The organism is Actinoplanes sp. NPDC048796, assembly GCF_040650035.1.
In the GTDB taxonomy this organism is placed as follows: Bacteria; Actinomycetota; Actinomycetes; order Mycobacteriales; family Micromonosporaceae; genus Actinoplanes.
In genome coordinates this window covers 57,047-80,162 of the sequence record NZ_JBEZGO010000023.1, presented here as the reverse complement: position 1 = coordinate 80,162, position 23,116 = coordinate 57,047, and the positions used below count along the sequence as shown (strand labels likewise).

Annotated in this window: 20 protein-coding genes; 14 read left to right on the top strand and 6 right to left on the bottom strand. The window is 70.4% G+C overall.

Going from position 1 to position 23,116, the window contains the following annotated elements:
* Positions 1-4: 4 nt before the first annotated feature.
* Positions 5-1,810, bottom strand: a complete 1,806-nt coding sequence (locus AB0C26_RS43905) for an NlpC/P60 family protein (RefSeq protein WP_360260578.1) — start codon at positions 1,808-1,810, stop codon at positions 5-7.
* A gap of 270 nt (positions 1,811-2,080) precedes the next feature.
* On the opposite strand from AB0C26_RS43905, the gene mqnE reads away from it, so the two are divergent.
* The 6 genes from mqnE to AB0C26_RS43875 are packed head-to-tail and all read left to right on the top strand — an operon-like array spanning position 2,081 to position 6,936.
* Positions 2,081-3,250 (top strand): aminofutalosine synthase MqnE, encoded by a 1,170-nt coding sequence (gene mqnE, locus AB0C26_RS43900; protein WP_360260575.1) that lies wholly within the window; start codon positions 2,081-2,083, stop codon positions 3,248-3,250.
* Positions 3,251-3,274: 24 nt separating this feature from the next.
* Entirely contained in the window at positions 3,275-3,709 is a 435-nt protein-coding gene (locus AB0C26_RS43895; RefSeq protein ID WP_360260573.1) for a hypothetical protein, read from the top strand.
* A 9-nt stretch (positions 3,710-3,718) separates the two neighbouring features.
* Positions 3,719-4,114 (top strand): DUF4229 domain-containing protein, encoded by a 396-nt coding sequence (locus tag AB0C26_RS43890; RefSeq protein ID WP_360260571.1) that lies wholly within the window; start codon positions 3,719-3,721, stop codon positions 4,112-4,114.
* 52 nt (positions 4,115-4,166) lie between these two features.
* Positions 4,167-5,096: an ABC transporter substrate-binding protein gene (locus AB0C26_RS43885; protein WP_360260569.1), complete on the top strand. Its 930-nt coding sequence runs from the start codon at positions 4,167-4,169 to the stop codon at positions 5,094-5,096.
* The gene (locus tag AB0C26_RS43880) at positions 5,093-6,160 is read left to right on the top strand and encodes an iron ABC transporter permease (RefSeq protein ID WP_360260567.1); all 1,068 of its coding nucleotides are present in this window, start codon (positions 5,093-5,095) and stop codon (positions 6,158-6,160) included. Before AB0C26_RS43885 ends, AB0C26_RS43880 begins: the two co-directional genes overlap by 4 nt.
* Positions 6,157-6,936 carry an ABC transporter ATP-binding protein gene (locus tag AB0C26_RS43875; RefSeq protein WP_360260565.1) on the top strand — a complete coding sequence of 260 codons (780 nt, stop codon included), beginning with the start codon at positions 6,157-6,159 and terminating at the stop codon, positions 6,934-6,936. The genes AB0C26_RS43880 and AB0C26_RS43875 overlap by 4 nt, the downstream gene beginning before the upstream one ends.
* Here the strand turns inward: AB0C26_RS43875 and AB0C26_RS43870 are convergent.
* Positions 6,933-7,682 (bottom strand): VOC family protein, encoded by a 750-nt coding sequence (locus AB0C26_RS43870; protein WP_360260562.1) that lies wholly within the window; start codon positions 7,680-7,682, stop codon positions 6,933-6,935. The two genes, AB0C26_RS43875 and AB0C26_RS43870, sit on opposite strands and share 4 nt — an antisense overlap.
* Before the next feature lie 139 nt (positions 7,683-7,821).
* Positions 7,822-9,822 carry an AAA family ATPase gene (locus AB0C26_RS43865; RefSeq protein WP_360260559.1) on the bottom strand — a complete coding sequence of 667 codons (2,001 nt, stop codon included), beginning with the start codon at positions 9,820-9,822 and terminating at the stop codon, positions 7,822-7,824.
* A 201-nt stretch (positions 9,823-10,023) separates the two neighbouring features.
* Here AB0C26_RS43865 and AB0C26_RS43860 point away from each other — a divergent pair, with 201 nt between their 5' ends.
* From AB0C26_RS43860 to AB0C26_RS43845, 4 genes are all read left to right on the top strand, one after another.
* Positions 10,024-10,698 (top strand): winged helix-turn-helix domain-containing protein, encoded by a 675-nt coding sequence (locus AB0C26_RS43860; RefSeq protein WP_360260556.1) that lies wholly within the window; start codon positions 10,024-10,026, stop codon positions 10,696-10,698.
* A complete protein-coding gene (locus AB0C26_RS43855; RefSeq protein ID WP_360260554.1) occupies positions 10,695-11,546 on the top strand; it encodes a menaquinone biosynthesis protein in 852 nt (283 codons plus the stop codon). Before AB0C26_RS43860 ends, AB0C26_RS43855 begins: the two co-directional genes overlap by 4 nt.
* 64 nt (positions 11,547-11,610) lie before the next feature.
* The gene (locus tag AB0C26_RS43850; RefSeq protein WP_360260551.1) at positions 11,611-13,092 is read left to right on the top strand and encodes an LPXTG cell wall anchor domain-containing protein; all 1,482 of its coding nucleotides are present in this window, start codon (positions 11,611-11,613) and stop codon (positions 13,090-13,092) included.
* 13 nt (positions 13,093-13,105) lie between these two features.
* On the top strand, positions 13,106-13,900 hold the full coding sequence (locus AB0C26_RS43845) for a thioesterase family protein (protein ID WP_360260548.1): 795 nt from the start codon (positions 13,106-13,108) through the stop codon (positions 13,898-13,900).
* Here the strand turns inward: AB0C26_RS43845 and AB0C26_RS43840 are convergent.
* The gene (locus AB0C26_RS43840; protein ID WP_360260546.1) at positions 13,897-15,483 is read right to left on the bottom strand and encodes a beta-1,3-glucanase family protein; all 1,587 of its coding nucleotides are present in this window, start codon (positions 15,481-15,483) and stop codon (positions 13,897-13,899) included. The genes AB0C26_RS43845 and AB0C26_RS43840 overlap by 4 nt on opposite strands.
* 125 nt (positions 15,484-15,608) lie before the next feature.
* On the opposite strand from AB0C26_RS43840, the gene AB0C26_RS43835 reads away from it, so the two are divergent.
* The gene (locus tag AB0C26_RS43835) at positions 15,609-16,565 is read left to right on the top strand and encodes an aldo/keto reductase (protein ID WP_360260543.1); all 957 of its coding nucleotides are present in this window, start codon (positions 15,609-15,611) and stop codon (positions 16,563-16,565) included.
* Here the strand turns inward: AB0C26_RS43835 and AB0C26_RS43830 are convergent.
* Both AB0C26_RS43830 and AB0C26_RS43825 read right to left on the bottom strand, forming a co-directional pair.
* On the bottom strand, positions 16,555-17,391 hold the full coding sequence (locus AB0C26_RS43830; protein WP_360260541.1) for an SWIM zinc finger family protein: 837 nt from the start codon (positions 17,389-17,391) through the stop codon (positions 16,555-16,557). The genes AB0C26_RS43835 and AB0C26_RS43830 overlap by 11 nt on opposite strands.
* A gap of 1 nt (position 17,392) precedes the next feature.
* Positions 17,393-20,362 carry an SNF2-related protein gene (locus AB0C26_RS43825; RefSeq protein WP_360260539.1) on the bottom strand — a complete coding sequence of 990 codons (2,970 nt, stop codon included), beginning with the start codon at positions 20,360-20,362 and terminating at the stop codon, positions 17,393-17,395.
* Between the two features lie 94 nt (positions 20,363-20,456).
* Here AB0C26_RS43825 and mqnC point away from each other — a divergent pair, with 94 nt between their 5' ends.
* The 3 genes from mqnC to AB0C26_RS43810 all read left to right on the top strand — a co-directional run bounded on the left by mqnC (position 20,457) and on the right by AB0C26_RS43810 (position 23,036).
* The gene (gene mqnC / locus AB0C26_RS43820; RefSeq protein WP_360260537.1) at positions 20,457-21,698 is read left to right on the top strand and encodes a cyclic dehypoxanthinyl futalosine synthase; all 1,242 of its coding nucleotides are present in this window, start codon (positions 20,457-20,459) and stop codon (positions 21,696-21,698) included.
* 315 nt (positions 21,699-22,013) lie between these two features.
* Positions 22,014-22,709 carry a demethylmenaquinone methyltransferase gene (locus AB0C26_RS43815; protein WP_360260534.1) on the top strand — a complete coding sequence of 232 codons (696 nt, stop codon included), beginning with the start codon at positions 22,014-22,016 and terminating at the stop codon, positions 22,707-22,709.
* A 57-nt stretch (positions 22,710-22,766) separates the two neighbouring features.
* On the top strand, positions 22,767-23,036 hold the full coding sequence (locus tag AB0C26_RS43810; protein ID WP_360260531.1) for a hypothetical protein: 270 nt from the start codon (positions 22,767-22,769) through the stop codon (positions 23,034-23,036).
* Positions 23,037-23,116 lie beyond the last annotated feature (80 nt).

Here is a 23,116-nt window from a genome sequence, read left to right as displayed (position 1 = left end):
GCGTTTACGACCCGGAAGCGGACGACTCGGCCGCCTTGGCCGAAGCGCTGCCGGAAGACGACGCCGGCGAGGACGAGGTGGTGGCCGCCGACGAGGTCGAGCCGCTGTTCGACGGTTTCGTCTCGGTGTTCCCACTTGAGCTGGAGCCGCCGCTGGACGGCTGCTCCTTCGTGGGCTCCGTCGACGGCTCATCGTCGTCGGGGTCCGGCGGATTGCTGGTCGCCGGCGGCGTCGTCGGGTCGGTCTTCGGCGGCGTCGTCGGCGTGTCCGGCGTGCCTGTGCCGGGGTTGCCCGGGGTGCCCGTGCCGGGGTTGCCCGGGGTGCCTGTGCCGGGGTTGCCCGGGGTGCCTGTGCCGGGGTTGCCTGGCGTGCCTGTGCCGGGGTTGCCTGGCGTGCCTGTGCCGGGGTTGCCTGGCGTGCCTGTGCCGGGGTTGCCTGGCGTGCCTGTGCCGGGGTTGCCTGGCGTGCCTGTGCCGGGGTTGCCCGGGGTGCCTGTGCCGGGGTTGCCCGGCGTGCTCGGCGTGCCTGGCGAACCCGTGCCGGGGTTGCCCGGGGTGCCCGGGTTCGACGGCGTGCCTGTGCCCGGGTTGGTCGGCGTGGTGCCGTCGTCGGCCGGGTCGACGTCGGGCGCGCCCAGGTTGGGGCCCTGCACGATGCCCTCGACCGAGCCGTAGACGCGTGTCGCCTGGAACAGGCGCGACCAGCGCACGGGCGTGAGGCGCACGTTCAGGCCGGTGCGCGGGGCCTCGACCATCATGCCGTTGCCCGCGTACATCGCGACGTGGTGGATGCCGCGCCAGCTGCTCGACGAGCTGAAGAACAGCAGGTCGCCGGGGAGCAGCGAGTACCGGTCGACCACCTTGTCGCGGGTCTGCCAGTACTGGTCACGGGAGACGCGGGTCAGCGCGAAGCCGGTCGAGCGGTACGCCGCGTACATCAGGCCGGAGCAGTCGTACTGATCCGGGCCTTCCTCGGACCAGACGTACGGGTCGCCGCGCTGGGCGAGCGCGAACTCGAGCGCCTTGATGGCCCGCGCGTCGGGGCCACGGCCCGCTTCCTCGCCGGTCAGGAACGACGCGCCGAGCTGGCTGTCCTGGACGGTCTCGGCCGCCTCGTAGGCGTTCAGCTCGTCCTGGTGGGTGAGCTCGAGGGCCTGCTGTGCCCTCTGCTTGGCGCTGAGCTGCTTGTTGAGGGCGTTGTACTTGGCGGCCAGTTCGGCGTAGCGCTCGCCGCTCAGCGTCTGCTCGTCGAGAGCGATCTGGGCGTTGATCTGCGCCTGCTCGATCTGGCGGGTGACTGCCGTCTGGGTGTCGACCTGGCCGCGCTGGAGCCGGGCGAGGTCGCCGAGCCCGCTGAGGCCGGGGTCGATCATGCCCGGCGGCATGGCGGCGGCCTCGCGCATGGCCTGGGCGGCGGCGTCGGAGGCGGCGGACTGCGCCTGGCGGAGCGACTCCTCGGCCTGCGTGTACTTGACCCGGGCCGTGGCCTGCTGGTCACGGGCGAGGTCGCGGTCCTGACCGATCTGGATGAGCTGGTCGCCGAGGGCGGAGATCTCGTTGCGGCCCTTTTCGATCGCCTGGAGCGCGGGGCTGGCCGGCGTGGGGGAGGCGGTCGGGACGGCGCTGACCTTCTGTCCCGGGAGGGCCAGGGTGCCGAGCGCCATCGGGCGCGAGCCGATGTCGGGCACGGCCAAGCTGACGGTGTCCTGCGGGACCGCGAGGGGCGCGGCCGGCGGGGCCGCGGCCGGGTCGGCGAAGGCGGCGGTCGGCGTGAGCAGCGGGGTCAGGAACGTGGCGACGACTGCGGCCACGGCTGAATACACGACGGGGCGCCACCACGGGCGCGATCGCCGAGAACCAAGTCGTGCAGTCGCCATGTGCTCCCCGTCCACCGCGACGCCGGAGCGCCGCTCGTCGTTCCCCCCTAATTGAATACCTCACGTCTCACATTCCTGTCGATTGATCCGAGATGAAAGAAGACTGGGAATCTGGGTTACGGCGACATGATCAACACCCCGCCCGGAGTTTCCTGTCGGGGGTGAGCCGTACTCTCGACGGCGAGGTAAGTGAGAGGGGCGCACATGGATGCCGGCTTGAAGCGCGAGCTCGAGGCCAAGGTCTACGCAGGTGAGCGGCTGACGCGGGCCGACGGCGTGGCCCTGTACGAGAGCGACGATCTCGCCTGGCTGGGCCGGCTCGCCCACCACAAGCGGACCGAGCTCAACGGCGACCGTGTGATGTTCAACGTCAACCGCCATCTGAACCTGACCAACGTCTGCTCGGCCAGCTGTGCGTACTGCTCATTCCAGCGCAAGCCGGGCGAGAAGGACGCGTACACGATGCGCATCGACGAGGCGGTGGCCAAGGCCAAGGAGATGGAGGACGAGCAGCTGACCGAGCTGCACATCGTCAACGGCCTGCACCCGAGCCTGCCCTGGCGTTACTACCCCAAGGTGCTGCGCGAGCTGAAGGCCGCGCTGCCGAACGTGAAGCTCAAGTGCTTCACCGCCACCGAGGTGCAGTGGTTCGAGAAGATCAGCGGCCGGCCCGCGAGCGAGATCCTCGACGAGCTGATGGACGCCGGGCTCGAGTCGCTGACCGGCGGCGGGGCCGAGATCTTCGACTGGGAGGTCCGGCAGCACATCGTCGACCACGACACCCACTGGGAGGACTGGTCACGCATTCACCGGCTCGCCCATGAAAAAGGCATGAAGACCCCGGCGACCATGCTGTACGGGCACATCGAGGAACCGCGTCATCGCGTCGACCACGTGATGCGGCTGCGCGAGCTTCAGGACGAGACCGGTGGCTTCGCCGTCTTCATCCCGCTGCGCTACCAGCACGACTTCGTCGACTCACAGGACGGCAAGATCCGGAACCGGATCCAGTCGCGGACCACGATGGCCGCGCCGGCCGAGTCGCTCAAGACGTTCGCGGTCTCCCGCCTGATGTTCGACAACGTCCCCCACGTGAAGTGCTTCTGGGTCATGCACGGCCTGTCGGTGGCCCAGCTCTCGCTCAACTTCGGAGCGGACGATCTGGACGGTTCGGTGGTCGAATACAAGATCACTCACGACGCCGACTCGTACGGCACGCCGCACACGATGCACCGCGACGACCTGCTCAACCTGATCTGGGACGCCGGTTTCCAGCCGGTCGAGCGCAACACCCGCTACGAGGTCGTCCACGAGTACGACAAGGCGCCCTCGCTCGCGAGCCGCCGCGCGGAGCCGCAGAAGGTCTGGGCTTAGCCGGCGCGTACCCTGCTTGTTGTCATGTCGGATACCCAGAGTGCGCGCCGCCCGCGCCGCGACGCCAGTGGACGCCTGGCCACGATCGGTGACCTTCTCGGCACCGCGATGGCCGGGCTGGTGACCGGTGCCGTCGTGCTGTTGCTGCTCGAGGCCGTGCTGTCGCTGACGCACGTCTCCGAGTTCGGCAACACGAGCGGCTGGCTCGCGGTGATCCTTCCGGTGTGGCTGTTCGTCGAGGAGTTCCGGGCCGAGGGCTTCGGCGCGCCCCGGGTCGTGGTGGCGCTGCTGGCCACCGGGTTCGGCGTCGCCGCCGGGATGACCCTGGCCGGCTTCGCGTCGTCCCAGTTCGGCTTCCCGACCCTGGTGACCGGGCTGCTCGGCGCGCTGGGCGCCATCGTCGTCTATTGCCTGATCTGGTTCTACGGCCTGCGGTGGCTCGACCACCGCACGGGCTAGGGAGAAATGATGAACCCCGCCATCAAGTACTCGCTGGGCCGCCTCGGGCTGTTCGTGGTCGTCTTCGCGGCGCTTCTGCCGGTCCCGCTCAACTTCCTGGTCCGGGCCATGGTCGCGCTGGTGGTCTCGGCCGTCGCGTCGTACTTCCTGCTCGCCTCCTGGCGCAACCAGATGAACGAGCAGCTGGTCGGCGTGGCGTCCCGGCGTACGGCCGAGAAGCAGCGACTGCGGGCGGCCCTGGCCGGGGACGAGGACGCGGCCTTGGCCGGCGACCGCGCCGCCCCGAAGCCCGAGACCGCGGGGGTGGCCGACGCCACGGTGGAGGACGGCGCCGAGGGGCGCGATCAAAAGGCCGACAGACTCGATCAAGAAGCCGACAAGCTAGATCAAAAAGCCGACAAATAGGAGCCGGCCGGTAGGACCGGGGGAGGGCTCAACCCGGCCGACTGGAGGATCCATGAAACGTATGCTCACCGCCGCCCTGGCGGCTGCCGCCCTGCTGCTCGCCGGTGGTTGCGGCGACGACGGCGACACGTCGGCGACGACGACCACCGCGCCCAGCGCCGCCGCCTCCTATCCGGTGACCGTCGGCGATCTGACGCTGGACGCGCGCCCCGAGAAAATCGTCTCGCTGACGCCGAGCGCCACCGAGATGCTCTTCGCCATCGGGGCCGGGCCGCAGGTCACCGCGGTCGACGACCAGTCGACGTACCCGGCCGAGGCTCCCAAGACGGACCTCTCCGGCTTCAAGCCGAACGCCGAGGCGATCGCCGCCAAGGACCCCGACCTGGTCGTCCTCTCCGACGACATCGACAAGATCGTATCCCAGCTGCGGACGCTGAAGATCCCCGTCTTCGTGACGCCGGCCGCGAAGACCCTTGATGAGACCTATCAGCAGATCGAGCAGCTCGGCGCGCTGACCGGCCACGGCTCCGAGGCCGGCGCGGTGACGACTCAGATGGCGAACGACATCAAGAAGATCGTCGCCGACGTCCCGAAGAGGACGACGCCGCTGAGCTACTACTACGAGCTCGACCCGACCTTCTACACCGTCACGTCGAAGACCTTCATCGGCGAGGTCTTCTCGCTGTTCGGCATGACGAACATCGCCGACCCGGCCGACGCCGACGGGGCCAAGGGTGGATATCCCCAGCTCTCGCAGGAGGCGATCGTCAAAGCCAACCCGGACATGATCTTCCTGGCCGACAGCAAGTGCTGCCAGCAGTCGGCGGCGTCGGTCACGAAGCGTACGGGCTGGAGCACCATCGCCGCCGTGAAGAGCGGCCAGATCGTCGCCCTGGACGACGACATCGCCTCGCGCTGGGGCCCTCGCACCGTCGACCTCGTGCGCTCCGTCGCCGACGCGGTGGCCAAGGTCCCCGCGTGACGGTTCGGGTCCGGCCGGCCGGTCTCCGGCCGGCCTGGCTCATCGGCGGCGTGGCCGCCGTGCTGGTGGCGCTGATCGCGGGGCTGGCCTTCGGGTCGGTCCCGCTCCCGCCGGCCGGCGTGGCCCTGGAACTTCTCAATCTCATTCCCGGTGTACGGGTCCACAGCGGCCTCACCGAGCGTGAGGTCATCATCCTCACCGAGCTCCGCCTGCCCCGGGTCGTGCTCGGCCTGCTCGTGGGGGCGATGCTGGCGTTGGCCGGCGCCGCCTACCAGGGGGTGTTCCGCAACACGCTGGCCGATCCACACCTGCTCGGCGTCGCGGCCGGGGCCGGGCTCGGCGTCACCGCCGTGATCTCGCTGCGGGCCGGGACGACGGGCGGCGACGCCACCGCCAACCTGCCGTTCGGTGTGCCGGTGGCCGCCTTCGCCGGCGCGCTGCTGGCCGTGGCCCTGACCTGGCTGCTGGGTGCCTCCGGTGGCCGCGACCGGACGCCGTCCACATTGATCCTCTCCGGCGTGGCGGTGTCGTCGTTCCTGGCCGCCGGGCAGACCTATCTGATGCAGCAGCACGTCGAGACGTTGCGTGAGGTCTACTCCTGGCTGCTGGGCCGGCTCGCCACCGCCGGCTGGCACGACGTGCTGGTGATGCTGCCCTACGCGGTGGTGACCGGCGCGATCGTCCTGTCGCAGCGGCGTGAGCTCGATGTGCTGACGGTCGGTGACGAAGAGGCGAGCGCGCTGGGCCTGCACCCGCAGCGCTCCCGCTACCTGCTGATCGTCGCCGCCTCGCTCGGCACCGCGGCCGCGGTCTCGGTCTCCGGCCTGATCGGGTTCGTCGGCATCATCGTCCCGCACACGATGCGGCTGCTCGCCGGCCCGAGCTACCGCTCGATCCTGCCGCTGTCGGTGCTGTTCGGCGGTGCCTTCCTGGCCCTGGCCGACCTGCTGGCCCGCACCGCCGGTGGCCAGGCCGAGATTCCGATCGGGGTGGTGACCGCCTTCTTCGGAGCGCCCTTCTTCATCGTCGTGCTGCGCACCAGCCGGCAGGCGGCCGCCGCGTGACCGCGGTCCGCGTCGAGGGCCTGCGGGTGAGCCTCGACGGCACGCCGATCGTGCTCGGGGTCGACCTCGACGTCGAGCGCGGCGAGTGGGTGACCGTGATCGGCCCCAACGGGGCCGGCAAGTCGACGGCGTTGCGCGCGATCGGCGGCCTGCTGCCGTTCGAGGGAACGGTCGAACTCGACGGCAGTCCGCTCGACCGGTTGCACCGCCGGGAGCGTGCGAAGACCATCGCCACGGTCGCCCAGTCACCGGTCGTACCGCCGGGCATGCGCGTCTTCGATTACGTGCTGCTCGGCCGTACGCCCTATGTCGCACCCCTGGGCCGTGAGTCGGCTAACGATCTGACGGTGGTCGAGCAGGTCCTGGACGAGCTCGACCTGACCCGCTTCGCCGGCCGGCGGCTCGACACCCTGTCGGGCGGCGAGCGGCAGCGGGCGTTCCTGGCCCGCGCGCTCGCCCAGGGCGCCGGCATCCTGCTGCTGGACGAGCCGACCAGCGCGCTCGACATCGGCCACCAGCAGGAGGTGCTGGAGCTGGTCGACCGGCTGCGGGCCGAGCGTGCCCTCACCGTGCTGGCCACGATGCACGACCTCACTACCGCCGGCGAATACGCCGACCGGATGGTGCTGCTGGCCGCGGGCCGGGTGGCGGCGGCCGGGACAGCGCGCGAGGTGCTGACCGAGGAGAACTTGGCCAAGCATTACCGCGTACGGGTACGCGTCATCGAGGGCGAACACGGCCCACTGGTCGTGCCGGTCCGAGGGGTAGCCGGCTAACGATTGCCGGCGAGCACCGCGAACATGCCGCCCTGGGGGTCGCTGAGTACGGCGTACCGGCCGATCGAAAGGCTTCTCGGGGCGTGCAGGACGTGGCCGCCGAGGGCCAGCGTGTGTTCGGCGGCCGTGTCGCAGTCGTGGACCGCGAAGTAGACCATCCAATGCGGACCCATGTCGTCGGGCCACATCTCGGGCAGCATGGGCTGGATGCCGCAGACCGGCGTCTCCTGGACCTTGGCCACGATGTACGGCACGCCGTCCATCACGCCGTTGCGGTACTGCCAGCCGAACACCGCCTGGTAGAAAGCCATCGAGCCGTCCAGGTCACGGGTGTTCAACTCGTTCCAGGTGAGCGCGCCGGGCACGTCGAACAGTTCCGCGCCGCGCATCGCCCAGGGCTGCCAGACGCTGAACGGCGCCCCGGCCGGATCGAGGAAGGCGGCCATCCGCCCCTGGTCGGCCACGTCGAACGGGGGCACGAGCACCTTGCCGCCGGCCGCCGCCACCCGAGCCGACACGGCGTCGGCGTCGTCGGTGCCGACATAGGTGCTCCACGCCGTGGGCTGCCCCACGCCGTACAGCGGACCGGCGCCGGCCACCGGCCGCCCGTTGCGGAGAAAGGTGATGTAGTCGCCGGACACCTCAGCGGTCCACCCGAACAGCTCGGAGTAGAACCTCTCCGCGTCAGCGAGATCGGCGGTTCCGAGATCGACCCAGCTGGGCGTCCCGGGCGTCGATGCGGTCATCGCCGCATCATCACACCGCGTGTCTAAACACAGCCTTAAGTGTCAATGTTCTAGCTGAAACGCCGACCCTCGTCGCGCCGATCGGACCAGGTGGCGGACCCCGCAAGGGTGGCCGTCCAGCCGACGAGCGCGGGTTGGCTCAGGCCAGCGGGCCCGGAAGCGGCTTCGCGTGCACGACCGACAACCGGGAGACGGCCCGGGTGAGCACCACATAGAGCCGGTTCAGGCCCTTCGGCTCGGCCGCCACGATGTCGGCCGGCTCGTGGACGACCACATGGTCGTACTCCAAGCCCTTGACGACAGTGGCCGGCACCACCGTGACCCGCGCCTCGGAGTCGACATCGTCGGGCGTCGCGTGCTCGAGGCCCGCGGCCGTGAGATGACCGCGCAGCCGTTCCACGGCGGCGTCGGCCGCGATCACCGCGACCGAGCCCTCGTGGGTGAGCGCCGCCGTGACCTCGGCCAGCGTCTCGGCGTCCAGGTCGGACGGGTCGGCGACCGGCACGATGACCAGGTCGCCGTCGCGGCGCAGGGAGACCGCGTCGGGCACGTTCACGCCCAGCGCCGGCAGCAGGCGGTTGGCCAGCTCCACCACCGCCGCCGGCACCCGGAAACCGACGGTCAGGGGCACGACCGCCGCCTCAGGCTTGCCCAGGTGGGCGAGGGTTTCCGACCACTCGGCGGCGGCCCACGGCGCGGTGCCCTGGGCCAGGTCGCCGAGCACCGTGATGGAGCCGTGCTCGCTGCGCCGGGCGATCGCCCGCGCCTGCATGGGCGAGAGGTCCTGCGCCTCGTCGATGACCACGTGGCCGAAGCTGGTCTCGCGCTCCAACAGCCCGGCCGCCTCGTCGATCAGCACCAGGTCGGCCGCGGTGAACTTCGCCGCCTTGACCGTGCGCGGCGGTTTCGCCCAGCGGATCGCCTCCTGCTCCTCGGCGGTGAGCAGATCGCCGGCCACGAACGGATCGGTCAGCACCTCGGCCACCAGCGACTCGGGGGTGACCGCGGGCCAGGCTTTGTCCAGGAACTCGGTGACCGGGGCGACCTTGCTCATCCGGCGGAGCCAGCCCTCGCTCGGCGAGTTGCCGGTGCGGTATTCCGACTGCCGCTGCAGCAGGCCCACCACCCGGGCCCGGACCCGGTCGCGGCCCACCGCGTACGGCAGGCCCTCGCGCCGGGCCTCGTCGACGATCCGGCGCAGCGGTTCGGCATCGATCCGCCAGCGGTACGAGCCGTCCGAGACCATGATCGGATCGGTCGGCTTGGTCAGCCGGCCCCACAGGACCACGCGCAGCACCTCGGCCAGGCGGACGTCGTTCTTGACCAGCGCGGCGGCCGGGCTGTCGACCGCGCGCACCGGCACCCGCGCGACCAGCTCGTCCACCGTGGATTGGTGCACTTCCACCTCGCCCAGGGCGGGCAGGACGGCTGAGATGTACGACAGGAAGGCCGTGTTCGGCCCGACGATGAGCACCCCCGAGCGCCGCAGCCGCTCGCGGTGCAGATAGAGCAGGAAGGCCGCCCGGTGCAGGCCGACGGCGGTCTTACCGGTGCCGGGCGCGCCCTGGACGCAGATCGAGTCGGCCAGCTCGGCGCGGACCAGCTCGTCCTGCTCGGGCTGGATGGTCGCCACGATGTCGCGCATCGGGCCGACGCGCGGCCGTTCGATCTCGGCGGTCAGGATGCGGCTGGCGGTGCCCAGCTCCTCGCCGCGGTCGAGGTGTTCGTCCTCGAAGCTGGTGAGCTCGCCTTTGACGAAACCGAACCGGCGGCGGACGCTCACCCCCTGGGGATCGCGCACGCTGGCCCGGTAGAACGAGCGGGACAGCGGGGCCCGCCAGTCGAGCACCATCGGTTCGCCGGCGTCGTCGGTGACGTGCCGCCGGCCCACGTGGTACGCCGATTCGTCGATGTCGAGCCGGCCGAAGAACAGCGGCGTCGAGGGGTCGTCGGCGAGCTCTTTGACCCGGCGGGCCATGTGCCGGCCGAGCTGCTCGGCGGTGTAGGCGTCGCCGGCCACCTTGTCGCCGGTCGAGAAGAGCGCCTCGGCGCGTCCTCGCATCCGGCCCAGCGCGGCGCGCGACCGGCTCAGGTGGTCTCTCTCGGCTGCTAGTTCGGTGTCCAGGTCGAATGCGGGCACGCTTCATCCTCAGGCAGGTTGTTTCCTGGCTGCTCGCGTATCCGGCTGGTCTGACGCCGGCGCGGGGGGACGTCCGCTGCGGTGCATGCTCACCACGGCCGTCGAGCGGCCCTCCACGCTACGCGCAACCGTGCGGCCACTCCACCGAATAATGGCGGCCATGACGGACGGGCAGAGCAGGCGGATCTCCGACCCCAGGTCATGCACGCGCCGGCCCGTCCGGCCCGCATCGGAATCATGGAATACCTGAACAACACCGGCGCGGCGATCACCGCGACCGAAGATGCCGAACTGGTCGGCCTCTCGCCCAGCGCCACCAGCTACCACCTGCGTGAGCTCGCGAAGTACAAGCTGGTCGAGCAGGCGCCGAGCCGGGGCGACGGCCGTGAACGGGTGTGGCGCAGCACCGGCACCGGGCTGCGCATCGATACCGAGGGCGCCGATCCGGCCGCCCTCTCGGCCGCCCTGGCGCTGGTCGACGTCTTCCTCCAGCGCGACGTGCGCCGCGCCCGCGAGTGGGTGGAGCGGCAGCCGGGCGAGCCGGAGCCGTGGCGCGACGCGGGCGGCATGACAAGCCTCGAGCTGCTGCTGACGGCCGATGAGCTTCGGTCGCTGACGGCCACGATCAGCACGCCGTCGGCCGCCCGGGGGCGGGCGTTCGCCGCGATGAGCGCCCCGATCCAGGGCGCCGGCATGGTGGACCTGCTCGTGGCCGGTCCGCTGGTCGGCCTGGTCGACGTGCGGGTGCTGGTCGGCGCGGCCGGCGTCGCCGGGTTGCTCGCCGCGCTGGCCGCGCTGGGGGTCCTGCGATATGAACCACCATCGGGACCGGCCGCGGGCGATTCCCACTTGGTGAGAGATAGCGTCGGGGCATGAGCGACAGCGCCGGTCGGCCCCGGGTCGGGCACATCCAGTTCCTCAACTGCCTGCCCATCTACTGGGGTCTGATGCGGTCCGGCGCCCTGCTCGACGTCGATCTGCACAAGGACACGCCCGAGCGGCTCAGCGCCAGCCTGGTCGCCGGCGACCTCGACATCGGGCCGATCACCCTGGTCGAGTACCTGCGGCACGCCGACGAGCTGGTGCTGCTGCCCAACCTCGCGGTCGGCAGTGACGGGCCGGTGCTCTCGGTCAACCTGATCTCCACCCGGCCGCTGGCCGAGCTCGACGGGCGGCCGGTGGCGCTCGGTTCCACCTCGCGCACCGGCGTGCTGCTGGCCCAGATGCTGCTCGCCGAGCAGTACGGCGCCGAGCCGGAGTACTTCCGGTGCCCGCCCGAGCTCACCCAGATGCTCATCGAGGCCGACGCCGGCGTGCTCATCGGTGACCCGGCGCTGCGCGCGATGTACGAGGGGCCGCGCCTCGGGCTCGAGGTCACCGATCTCGGCGAGGCGTGGAAGAAGTGGACCGGGCTGCCCATGGTGTTCGCGGTCTGGGCGGTTCGCAAAGACTTCGCCGCCGCCAACCCGGGCGTGGTCAAGGACGTGCACGAAGCCTTCCAGCGCTCGCGCGACCTGAGCCTGGGCGAGCTCGACGAGGTGGCCGCCGCGGCCGCCCGGTGGGAGCCGTTCGACGCCGAGACCCTGGCGACGTACTTCCGGGTCCTGGACTTCTCGCTGGGCGAGCGGCAGATCGCCGGAATGCGGGAGTTCGCCCGCCGTGCGGCCGCCCGGGGCGAAGTACCGCCGCTTCCGGCCGACGGCCCGGTGTTCGCCGAGGTTTGATCTTCTGCGAGCGGAGGCTCTAGGCTCCCGGGGCTCTCAGTTGGCACCCAGGAACCGGTGATCCATGCGCCTCCGCTCTCTGGCCGTCCCGGCCGCTCTCGCCGCCGCGGCCCTCGGCGGGCTCGCCGCGCCGGCCCAGGCCGCGCCGTCCGACGACGAGTCGTTCGTCGACCTCTACCTGCCCGAGCAGGTGTCGGTGATCCAGGGCAAGACCAAGACGATCAAGGCTGAGCTGTACAACGCGGGCCGGGGTGACGCGAAGGGCACCGTCATCTCGTTCACCGACGTCGACCCGAGCCTCGGCCTCACCCTGCCGGCCGGATGCGACGCCACGAGCTGCAAGATCGACCTGAAAGCCGGCAAGCGGGGCAGCCTCGCCATCACGCTGAAGCCGACCGGCGACAAGCTCGTCTCCCACTTCACGGCGTCCACCGGCGGCTTCAGCAGCACCGTCACCGTCGTGCGCTCGACCGGCGGCGTCGACCTCGAAGTCGACCCGATCGACGATCTGAAGCTCAACCGCGGCCAGGCCGCGGACGTGCCGATCGTCGTCCGCAACGCCGGCAGCGAGACCGTCGACGCGATCGGCCTGACCCTGGTCGCCCAGCCCGGCCTGGAGGCGCTGACCAGCTACCGCAACTGCGTCACCGAGGTCGAGGGCGAGAAGATCCCCGGCGTTCTCTGCTTCTTCCAGCAGAAGTTCACCCCGGGCACGACCTTCACCGTGCCGTCGGCCACCCCGGTGAAGATCAAGCTGCGGACGGACGCGGGCGGCCCGTACACGTACAGCGCCGCCGTCTCGGCCGTCGGTGTGAAGGGGTCGGTGGCCGGGGCTCTCACCGCCGGGACCGGCCCGGTGCTCACGCTGGAGGCGCGGCGCAAGGCGGCCGTCGGCGTCCCCGACGACAGCCAGGTGCCCGACGACCTGAACGAGGACGACAACATCGCCGTCTTCGGTGTCGAGGCCGGTAAGTCGGCGGCGGACAGCGCGGCGGTCGGCGGCGCCTTCACCGGCGCGATCGGCGACACGACGACCGTCAAGGTCGGCCTCCGCAACCTCGGCCCGACCAGCATCGTGCCGGCCGCGGTCGAGTGGTACCAGACCATCCGGGTCACCGTGCCGACCGGGCTGAAGCTGACCGAGGTCGACGAGGCCTGTTTCCCGGGCGACGGCATACCGGCGGGCCCCGACGGCATCGAGGGGGACAGCCACATCAGCGGCCGCGTCTACACCTGCCTGCCCGACAGCGTCGAAAAGGGCCAGCAAGCGCTCTTCACCTTCACCGGCGTCATCACCGAGGAGAAGGTCACGGCCGGTTCGGTGACTGTCGACGGCGGGCCGCAGGACGGCAACGCGAAGAACAACACGGCGGCCCTCACGCTGAAGCTCACCGGCGGCGGTCAGGGCGGTGGCGACGACGGCCCGAGCCTGCCGGTCACCGGCGCTCCCACGGGCTGGGTCGCGCTGGGCGGTGCCCTGCTGCTCCTCGCGGGCGGCGCCGTCGCGTACTTCTTCCGCCGCCGCCGCATCGTCACCACCATCTGAGAGGCGTGATCGCATGGGCTACCACTTCGACGTCGACACCGCGGTGAGCGGCGCTGACGAGCGGTGGTCGGCGACGCTCACCGACGACTGGTCGATCGCGAGCGGCGTGCCCAACGGGGGCTACCTGTTCGCCGTGGCGCTGGCCGCGGCGGGGCAGGTCGTGCCCGAGCAGCGGCTGATCACCGCGACCGCGCACTACGTGCGGCCGGGCCAGGACGGACCGGCCGAGCTTGCCGTGGAAACGGTCAAGCGGGGCCGGCTGACCAGCACGATCGCGGTCGCGCTGAACCAGGACGGCAAGGAGCGGGTACGGGTCGTCGCCACCTACGGTGACCCGGCCCTGCAGGACGCTCCGGTCGAGCACCCGATTCCCGCGCCGGCCATCCCGTCGCCGGACGAGTGCCGATCGACGCCGTCCGAGCTGGCGTCGGCCATCGGCGCGACGATCGCCGAGCGCTTCGACTACCGCGTACTGCCGGCCTCGCGCTGGGTGGGCGGCGAGGGCCCGGGCGAGGCGCGGGTCGACGGGTGGATCCGTTTCGCCGACGGGCGCGAGCCCGATCTGGCCGCGCTGCCCTTCTTCGTCGACGCGTTCCCGCCCGCGCTGGGTGAGCTGGTGGGGCCGGTGACCGTGCCGACGCTCGAACTCACCGTGCACGTCCGCAAGCAGCCGGCGCCGGGCTGGGTACAGGCCCGGATCGAGGCCCGGCACATCGCGCCGGGCCTCGTCGAGGAGGACGCCTACCTCTGGGACAGCACCGGGGAACTGGTGGCGCTGTCCCGTCAGCTCGGCCTCTGGCGGCCCTAGGAAGTCCGCCATTTCTGGTTCGCGGTGCCCGCGCAGTCCCACAGCTGGAGGCGGGCGCCGTCGGCCGCGTTGACGTCCTTGATGTCGACGCACCGGTTGGCCTGTGGGTTGACCAGGTCGCCGGCGGCCGAGAGGACGAACTGCTGCGCTCCGGTGCCATTGCAGGCGTACAGCTGAATGGGTGTGCCGTTGGCCGTGCCCGCCGCCGCGACGTCCATGCACTTGTTGTTCTGGCTCTTCAGGGCGCCGCCGGTGAACGTCCATTTCTGGGCGTTCGTGCCGTTGCAACCCCACATCTGCAGCGGCGCGCCGTCGGCGAAGTTCGAGCTGGGCACGTCGACGCACTTGTTGTTCAGGGCGCTGATCAGCGGAAGCCCGCTGCCCGCGGGCGGTGGCGTCGTGCCGCCGCCGCTGAACGGCGTCAGGATGAGGCCGGCCGAGCGCGGGTCGCCGTCGTGGACCAGCGATTCGAAGGCACCGACGTCGTCGAAGGCGAACGCGTAGGCCTTGCCGTCGGCCATGTTGGCGTGGATCACCTTGGCGTACACGTTGGTCGGGTTGTTGCGGTAGAAGTCGGCCGCGTTCGTGCTCGGCTGGGTGTCGATGGTGCCGAGCGTGCCCCGGTTCAGCGCCGCGCACAGGGTCCGCGAGATCGGGCCCACCACCTGGTCGTTCGGTGCCGGCAGGTCGCCGTCACAGCCCCAGACGCTGGCCGAGGACGGCCGGTTGAAGGACGCCACCTGAGCGCCCGACGAGTTCGTGAAGACCATGGTGTTGCCCGAGGTGCGCCCGAAGTAGCGCGTGTTGGGCTGGTCGCCGAACGGCACCACGGTCAGCGTCCTGGAGGTGTAGGCATTCCAGGCCGAGGCGATGTACGAGTCGAGGTAGTTGGCGCTGAGCAGGCCCGCCCCGGCCGCCTTGCCGGGCGCGAGCACCCGCAGCACGGTCCCGTCGGAGCGGCTGTAGACCGTGTTCGCCCATCCCGACGTACCGCGAATGGTGTTGATGACCGCGTCGCGGCCGTTCGCCACCAGGTCGCCGGTCCGCTTGGTGGCCCCGGAGGCGCCGGTGACCGTCACCGCGTGCGGCACGGCGAACATGTCCACCTGTGAGCTGTTGAGCCACAGCCCCGCGTCGTTGTAGGTGAACTCGCTCCAGTCGAAGAGGATGTCCCGGTTGGCGTCGCCGCCCGCCCACGGCGCCGGTTGCACGAGCCCGTCCGGGGTGAGGAAGAACTTCAGCTTCGCGCCGAGCGAGAAGTAGACCCGCCCGGAGAAGCCGCGCGGGAACTGGATGGTCGAGCTGCCGCCGTTCCCCGCGCCAGGAATGGACACGTCCGGAGCAGCGACGGGTGGAAGCGCCCCGCCGGTCCACGGGGTGAAAGCGCCGGACTGGTTCACATAGCCGAGCCGCCCGGAGGACAGCTGTACGCCGATGACGTAGAGGTAGACCGCGTCGCCGCGTCCGGTGTTGTTGGTGACGGTGACGGGGAGCAGCGAGGGGCCGACGGCCGACGCCGCCGGTGGGGACACGAGGGGCGCGGCGAGGACCGCGGCGGCCAGAAGGCCCAGGACTTTTCGCACGGGGACACCTTCCGTTCGGGGGAGACCCGAGCGTCAGATTTGTTAACAACCCGTGTCAATAGACGAACAGCGATATGACGCCGTCCCGGGCAAACGACGGTACGAACGGGCATAGGGTCGTGTTCATGAGTGAGATGAGTTACCGCCGGCTGGGCACCTCGGGCCTGGTCGTCTCCGTCGTCGGCATCGGCTGCAACAACTTCGGCCGCAAGCTGGACGCCGACGGCACCCGCGAGGTCGTCGACGCCGCCCTCGACGCCGGCATCACGCTGTTCGACACCGCCGACATCTACGGCACCCCGCACGGCGCCTCCGAGGAGTGTCTCGGCGCCGCGCTCAAGGGCCGCCGCGACGAGGTGGTGCTGGCCACCAAGTTCGGCATGAACATGGAAGGCCTCAACGGCAACGACTTCGGCGCCCGCGGCTCCCGCCGGTACATCGTGCGGGCCGTCGAGGCCTCGCTGCGCCGGCTCGAGACCGACTACATCGATCTCTACCAGATCCACGAGCCGGATCCGCGGACTCCGATCGACGAGACCCTCTCCGCCCTGGACGACCTGGTCCGCTCGGGCAAGGTGCGCTATCTGGGCAACTCCAACTTCGCCGGCTATCAGATCGCCGACGCCGACTGGACCGCCCGCGCCGCCGGCCTGACCCCGTTCATCAGCGCGCAGAACCGGTACAGCCTGCTCCAGCGCGACGTCGAGACCGAGGTCGTCCCGGCCTGCGAGCACTACGGCCTCGGCCTTCTGCCGTTCTTCCCGCTCGACTCCGGGCTGCTCAGCGGCAAGTACCGGCGTGGTGAGAAGCCGGCCGCCGGCACCCGCCTCTCCCTGGACCGCTACCAGCGCTTCCTCGACGGCGCCGACTGGGACAGGATCGAGGCGCTGACGTCGTTCGGCGCGGAGCGCGGCCACAGCCTGCTCGACGTCGCGATCGCCGGCCTCGCCTCCCGTCCCGCCGTGACCAGCGTGATCGCGGGGGCCACCAGCGCCGAGCAGGTCCAGGCCAACGCCGCCGCGGGGGCGTGGGAACTGGCGGCGGACGACGTCGCGGCCCTGGACGCCATCCTCACGTCGTAGCGTCAGGTCCATCGTGGAGGTCGCGGTACGCGGGCCGCAGCAGGTCCACCAGCGGGATGTGGCGGACCTTCACCGGCGGCGCGTCCAGCGCGCGTAACAGCAGTTCGGGCGGCGCGGTGACCCGGGACGGCCGCTCACGCAGCCGTCCCAGGCTGATCGCGGGCGCGTAGAAGTCGCCGAGCCGGGCGTCCAACGGGGACTCGTCGACGGCGAGCGGGTCGACGGTGGGCGCCGGTTCCGGCGTGCCCCGCAACGCGTCCAGCAAGTCTTCACGCGCGCGCCCGCGCCACGCCAGGACCAGGAACGGATCGTCGTCGAAGGCCTCGGCCAGCACGTAGAGCACGGCCGAGCCGTGCTTGCACGGCACTCCCCAATCAGGACAGTTGCAACTGATGTCGAGCCGGTCGGGGAAGAGCGGCGCGTCATGGGACGCGAACAGCTCCACGATCTCGTGCGGCATCTCGCCCGCGAGCAGCGCCGCGCGATAGAGCGCCTGCGCGCCGAGCGCATCCGTCAAATCCGTCCACTGTGCTTCGTCGAAGGCGGAAATCGCGACATTGACCTCGTACGGCTGGGGTCGCGACCCCTGTACGCGGGCCGTGACCCGGCCGGCGGTGAGGGCGAAGTCCATGACCTGCCCCTTGCGCGCGTAGGCCCGCCCGCGCGCGAGGCGGCCGCCGTCGCAGACCTGCTCGAGCACGTCGACGAAGCGGCGCGACCACCACTGCTCGCCGATTTTGCCGCGCTTGGCCCGTACGGCCAGTCCACCGTCCACTTCGATCGGACGGCCGGACTCGAAGAATCGTCCCTTCGGATCGGTCGGCACGTCACCTCACCGCCGCCGGGTCGAGCGCGAACAGTTCGCGCAGCTGATCGGTGCTGAGGTCGGTGATCCAGTCCTCGCCGGTGCCGACGACCGACGAGGCCAGCGCCTTCTTGCGTTCTATCATCGCGTCGATCTTCTCCTCCAGCGTGCCGGTGCAGATGAACTTGCGGACCTGCACGTTGCGCGACTGTCCAATGCGGAAAGCCCGGTCGGTCGCCTGGTTCTCGACCGCCGGGTTCCACCACCGGTCGAAGTGGACGACGTGGTTGGCGGCGGTCAGATTCAGGCCGGTACCCGCCGCCTTGAGGGACAGCAGGAAGAGCATCGGCTCGTCGTCGTTCTGGAAGCGTTCGACCAGATCGTCGCGCTTGGCCTTCGTCAGTCCACCATGGAGCCACAGCACCGGTCGGTCGAGATGGGCGGCCAGATAGGGCTGCAGCAGCGAGCCCCACTCGGCGTACTGCGTGAAGATCAGGGCCTTGTCGCCGTCCTCGATGATCTCTTGGGCGAGTTCCTCGAGCCGGGCCAGCTTGCCCGAGCGGGCGGGCAGCCGGGAGCCGTCCTTGAGCAGGTGGGCCGGATGGTTGCAGACCTGCTTGAGCTTGGTCATCGCGGCCAGCACGTTGCCGCGGCGCTGGATGCCCTCGCTGCCCTCGATCTCCGACAGCATGTCCTCGACCACGGCCTGATAGAGCGTGGCCTGTTCGGCGGTGAGCGTGCACCAGACCTTCATCTCGTTCTTCTCGGGCAGGTCGGAGATGATGGTCTTGTCGGTCTTGAGGCGGCGCAGCACGAACGGGCCGGTGGCGCGCTTGAGGGCGGCAGCCGCGTCCTCGTCCTGGTGGATCTCGATCGGTTCCTGGAAGCGGCGGCGGAACCGCTTGGCCGGGCCGAGGATGCCGGGGTTGCAGAAGTCCATGATGGACCACAGTTCGGCCAGGTGATTCTCGACCGGCGTGCCGGTCAGCGCGAGACGGGTGCGGGCCGGCACGGCTCGTACGGCCTGGGACTGCCGGGTTCCGCTGTTCTTGATCGCTTGGGCCTCGTCGCAGACCACGCGACCCCAGTCGACCTTCTTCAGCGTCTCCAGATCGCGGGTCGCGGTGCCGTAGGTGGTGATGACCAAGTCTGAATTGTCCACTGTGTCGGCAAACTCGTCGCCGCGGACGCGCGTACCGCCATGATGGACGTAAACGCGGAGCGATGGCGCGAATCGGGCAGCTTCCTTCTGCCAGTTGCTGACCAAGGACATTGGACAAATGAGAATTGTCGGGTTTGCCGGTCCGATTGCCCGCTCGGCCAGCAGGAGGGAGAGGGTCTGGGCCGTTTTGCCGAGACCCATGTCGTCGGCCAGGATGCCGCCCAGCCCGAGCCGGGTGAGAAAGTGCAGCCAGGAGAGACCGCGCTCCTGGTAGGGCCGCAATGCGCCCTGGAAGGAGGCGGGAGTGGGCACGGGTTCCATCCGGTCGGCCGCCTGGCCCGACAGCAGGTCGCCGAGCATCCCGTCGGCGTCCACCTCGACCAGCGGCAGATCCTCCTCGCCGCCGTCCACCACCTGCTGCAGGACCTCGCCCGCGGTCAGCTCGCCCGCACGCCTGGAGGTGACGGCCCTGAGCGCGGCCTTCAGCTGGCGGTCGTCGAGCTCCACCCACTGCCCGCGCACCCGCACCAGCGGAACCTTGAGCCGGGCCAGCTCGGCCAGCTCCTCGGCGGTGACCACGCCGTCGCCGATCACCAGGTCGAGCCGGAAGTCGACCAGCTCCTGGAGGCCGAAACCGGAGTCGGCGGCGGCCCGGGTCGAGGTGCCCTTCGGCTTGCGGGTACGGGTGGTCAGCTTGAGCCCGACCGCCTTGCGCCCGGCCCACGCCGGCAGCTGCACGCCGAAGCCGGCCGCCTGGAGCAGCGGTGCCGCGCTCCGCAGGAACTCGTGCGCCCCCGCGGTGTCGATCGCCATCCGGCCCGGCTCCTGGTCGCGCAGGGCCTCGTGGAGCGGCGGGAAGAGCCGTACGGCCCGGCCGAGCCCGGCCAGCAGCGTCTCGTCGGGCCGGGCGGGCAGGCCGGGGAAGCGGCCACCGGCCCAGACCTCCTCGGCCGGCAGGTAGAGGCTGGGATCGTCGGCCGACTGCAGGGCGAACTCGAGACCCCACTCGTCGGTCTCGGGTTCGGGCTCGAACAGCCGGAAGCTCACCCGCACCGGGCCGTTCGCCTCGTGGGCGGCGCGCAGCCAGTCGTCGAGGGCCGAGCGGAGCTCACGTTCCTCGGCCGGGCGGGCGCCGGGCAGGGTGGGGTCGTCGGCGGTCAGGGCGGCGATCCACCGGTCGGGCAGGGGCGCCTTGGGGCCGGCCCGATGCCCGTGCAGGATCCGCTCGGGCATCACGGAGCGTGCGGCCGCGTCGACAAGGTGATCGAGTGCGTTGCGCAGCGTCACCGTCACGCCGTCGCCGGCCGCGCGCACCGACGGGGGCATCCCCTCGGCGAAATCCCGGTAGACGGCCGCGTCGGCGCCGGTGAGCACCGGCCGCCAGCGGGCGGTAGCCACGCCGTTCTCGGTGACCAGCTGCGGCAGCATCCGGCCCCGCCGGGCCAGGTCGCAGGCGTAGCCGGCCAGGACGCAGAGATAGCGCAGATCGGAGCCGGCCAGCCAGTCATCGGGCGGCTCGGCCAGCCCGCCGAGGGCCGCCATCGCCTCGGCCCCGGGGATCAGGAGCACCGGCACCCGCCAGGGGACGAGCTTGATTCCGCGGCCGGCCGCCTCGAGGCCGGTCTCGGGCGACGGTACGGGCCCGCGGGCGGTGCTGGGCAGATGGAGGATCGCCGTCGTCACGGACCCGCCGGAGATGTCCGGCAGATCGTCGGTGGCGAACGGGTGAGCGCGTTCCTGCGCCCGCGACGAGGTGATCAGCGGCCGGCCCGGGTCCTCGCCCCAGAGCATCAGCTGCCCGCCTGCCCAACCACCGTGTACGACGAGCACACCCACCCCCACCGAAGACCGCCATCGAGAGTAACGACCCATCTGAGAGGTAGGCCGCTGACGGTTCACCCCCGGCGGACGTACTCTTCGGTACGTGACGGCGAACCGGGAGATCGACAGCATTCTGCAGCGCGCGGCCGACGGCGGGCGGATCACGCCCGAGGAAGCGCTGCTGCTCTACACGGACGCTCCGTTCCACGCGCTGGGCGAGGCCGCCGACACGGTGCGCCGCCGCCGCCACCCGGACGGCATCGTCACGTACCTGATCGACCGCAACATCAACTACACGAACGTGTGCGTCACCGCGTGCAAGTTCTGCGCCTTCTTCCGTGCTCCGAAGCACAAGGAGGGCTGGTCGCACCCGATGGAGGAGATCCTCAACCGATGCGGTGAGGCGGTCGACCTCGGCGCCACCCAGGTGATGCTCCAGGGCGGCCACCACCCCGACTTCGGCGTGGAGTACTACGAGAACCTCTTCTCCTCCGTCAAGCAGGCGTTCCCGCAGCTCGCGATCCACTCGATCGGCCCCAGCGAGATCCTGCACATGGCCAAGGTCTCCGGCGTCTCGATCGAGGAGGCCATCCTGCGGATCAAGGCGGCCGGGCTCGACTCGATCGCCGGCGCGGGCGCCGAGATGCTGCCCGACCGTCCCCGCCAGGCCATCGCCCCGCTGAAGGAGAGCGGCGCCCGCTGGCTCGAGGTGATGGCGGTCGCGCACCGCAACGGCCTCTCGTCGACCGCGACCATGATGATGGGCACCGGCGAGACCCACGAGGAGCGCATCGAGCACATCCGGATGATCCGCGACGTGCAGGACCTCGCGGTGGCGAATGGCTACCGCGACGACGCCGTCGAGAGTGGCCAGGCGGTCGGGGGGTTCCGGGCCTTCATCCCCTGGACCTACCAGCCGGAGAACAACCACCTAAAGGGCCGTACGCAGGCCACGACGATGGAGTACCTGCGCTTCCTGGCGATGTCGCGGCTGTTCTTCGACAACGTGTCCCACCTGCAGGCCTCGTGGCTGACCACCGGCAAGGATGTCGGCCAGCTCTCGCTGCACCTCGGCGTCGACGACCTGGGCTCGATCATGCTGGAGGAGAACGTGATCTCCTCGGCCGGCGCCCGGCACCGGTCCAACCTGCACGAGCTGATCTGGATGATCCGTACGGCCGACCGCATCCCGGCCCAGCGCGACACCCTCTACAAGCATCTGGCCGTGCACTACACGCCCGAGGACGACCCGACCGACGAGCGGGTGGTGTCCCACTTCTCCTCGATCGCGATGCCCGGCGGCGGCGCCGGCCGTCAGCAGCTTCCGGTCGTCGGGGTCTCGTAACGGTAAAGAAAGTCACAGGCCGATATCGAGAACGCCCTGTTCGGGGGGTCGCCGTTGACCGTTCGGTCAGGTGCCCCTCGGCGAACCGGGGAGGGCGGATTGCCACTTCGTAACGAGCGACGTGAACCTCTGTTCCGAGCTTTCCCCGCTGGTTACGTTGCCCTCGTAAGACCTGAGACTTCTACCGGGAATCAATCTTCTCGGTGTTGGTTGCGGACCCGACCGATGGCGGTCGTATATATAACGCACAAGGAACCGGGCGGGATGGGTGACCATCCCGCCCGATCTGTTTTCCGGGGTGGCACAGTTGTCCGCGTGACGCGCGCAGATCTGGACAAGCAGCCGCATGAGGTCGCCGAGATGTTCGACGGCGTGGCCAAGCGGTACGACCTGACCAACACGGTGCTCTCCTTCGGGCAGGACCGTGGCTGGCGGCGGGCGACGCGGGCGGCGCTGGGGCTGCGGCCGGGGGAGCGGGTGCTGGACGTGGGCGCCGGCACCGGCGTCTCGACCGAGGAACTGAGCCGGTCGGGCGCGTTCGCGGTCGGGGCCGATTTGTCCGTCGGCATGCTGCGTGTGGGGCGCCAGGCCCGGCCGGTCGTGCCGCTGGTGGCCGGCGACGCGCTGCGGCTGCCCTTCCCGGACGGGACGTTCGACGCGGTCACGATCTCCTTCGCGCTACGCAACGTGGTCGACACGGGGGCTGCGCTGCGTGAGCTCGGCCGGGTGACACGTCCCGGTGGCCGCTTGGTGGTGTGCGAGTTCAGCCACCCGACCAACGGCGCCTTCCGCACTGTCTATCTGCAGTACCTCATGCGGTCGTTGCCCGCGGTCGCCCGCAGTGTGTCGAGCAACCCCGACGCGTACGTCTATCTCGCCGAATCGATCCGTGCCTGGCCCGACCAGGAGGCCCTGGCCGGCCGGATCGCCGAGTCGGGTTCGTGGGACCGCGTCGGCTGGCGCAACCTGACGGGCGGCGTCGTGGCATTGCATCGAGCCACGCGTCTCTAAAGGGGACAAGTCGCACGTTTCCGCCCATCTACGGCGAGTTCCTGTTTTCCTCGGAGAATGACCACTTTCGGGCACCTCGAGGACACCGACATCGACATTGCGATCGACGACCGTGACGCCGGCGAGCGTCGTGGCATGGAGCTGGCCGCCCGCATCCGGATGGTGGCCGCTCAAGATCCTGAGCTGGCACAAGATCTCGTCGAGCAGTTGATCTCCGCTCTGGAGAAGGCGACCGGCGGCACCTTCCGCCAGTTCCTGGACTCCGACGGCGAGTCCGAGATCACCTCGGAGGCACCGTCCGTCAATTCACCGGCGCGAAACAGTTAGGGTTCCCTTACCCGAACGACCTTCGATGGCCGTCTTAGACTCCGACTTGGGCGCGCTTGTGAACTGTTTCACGAGCCGCT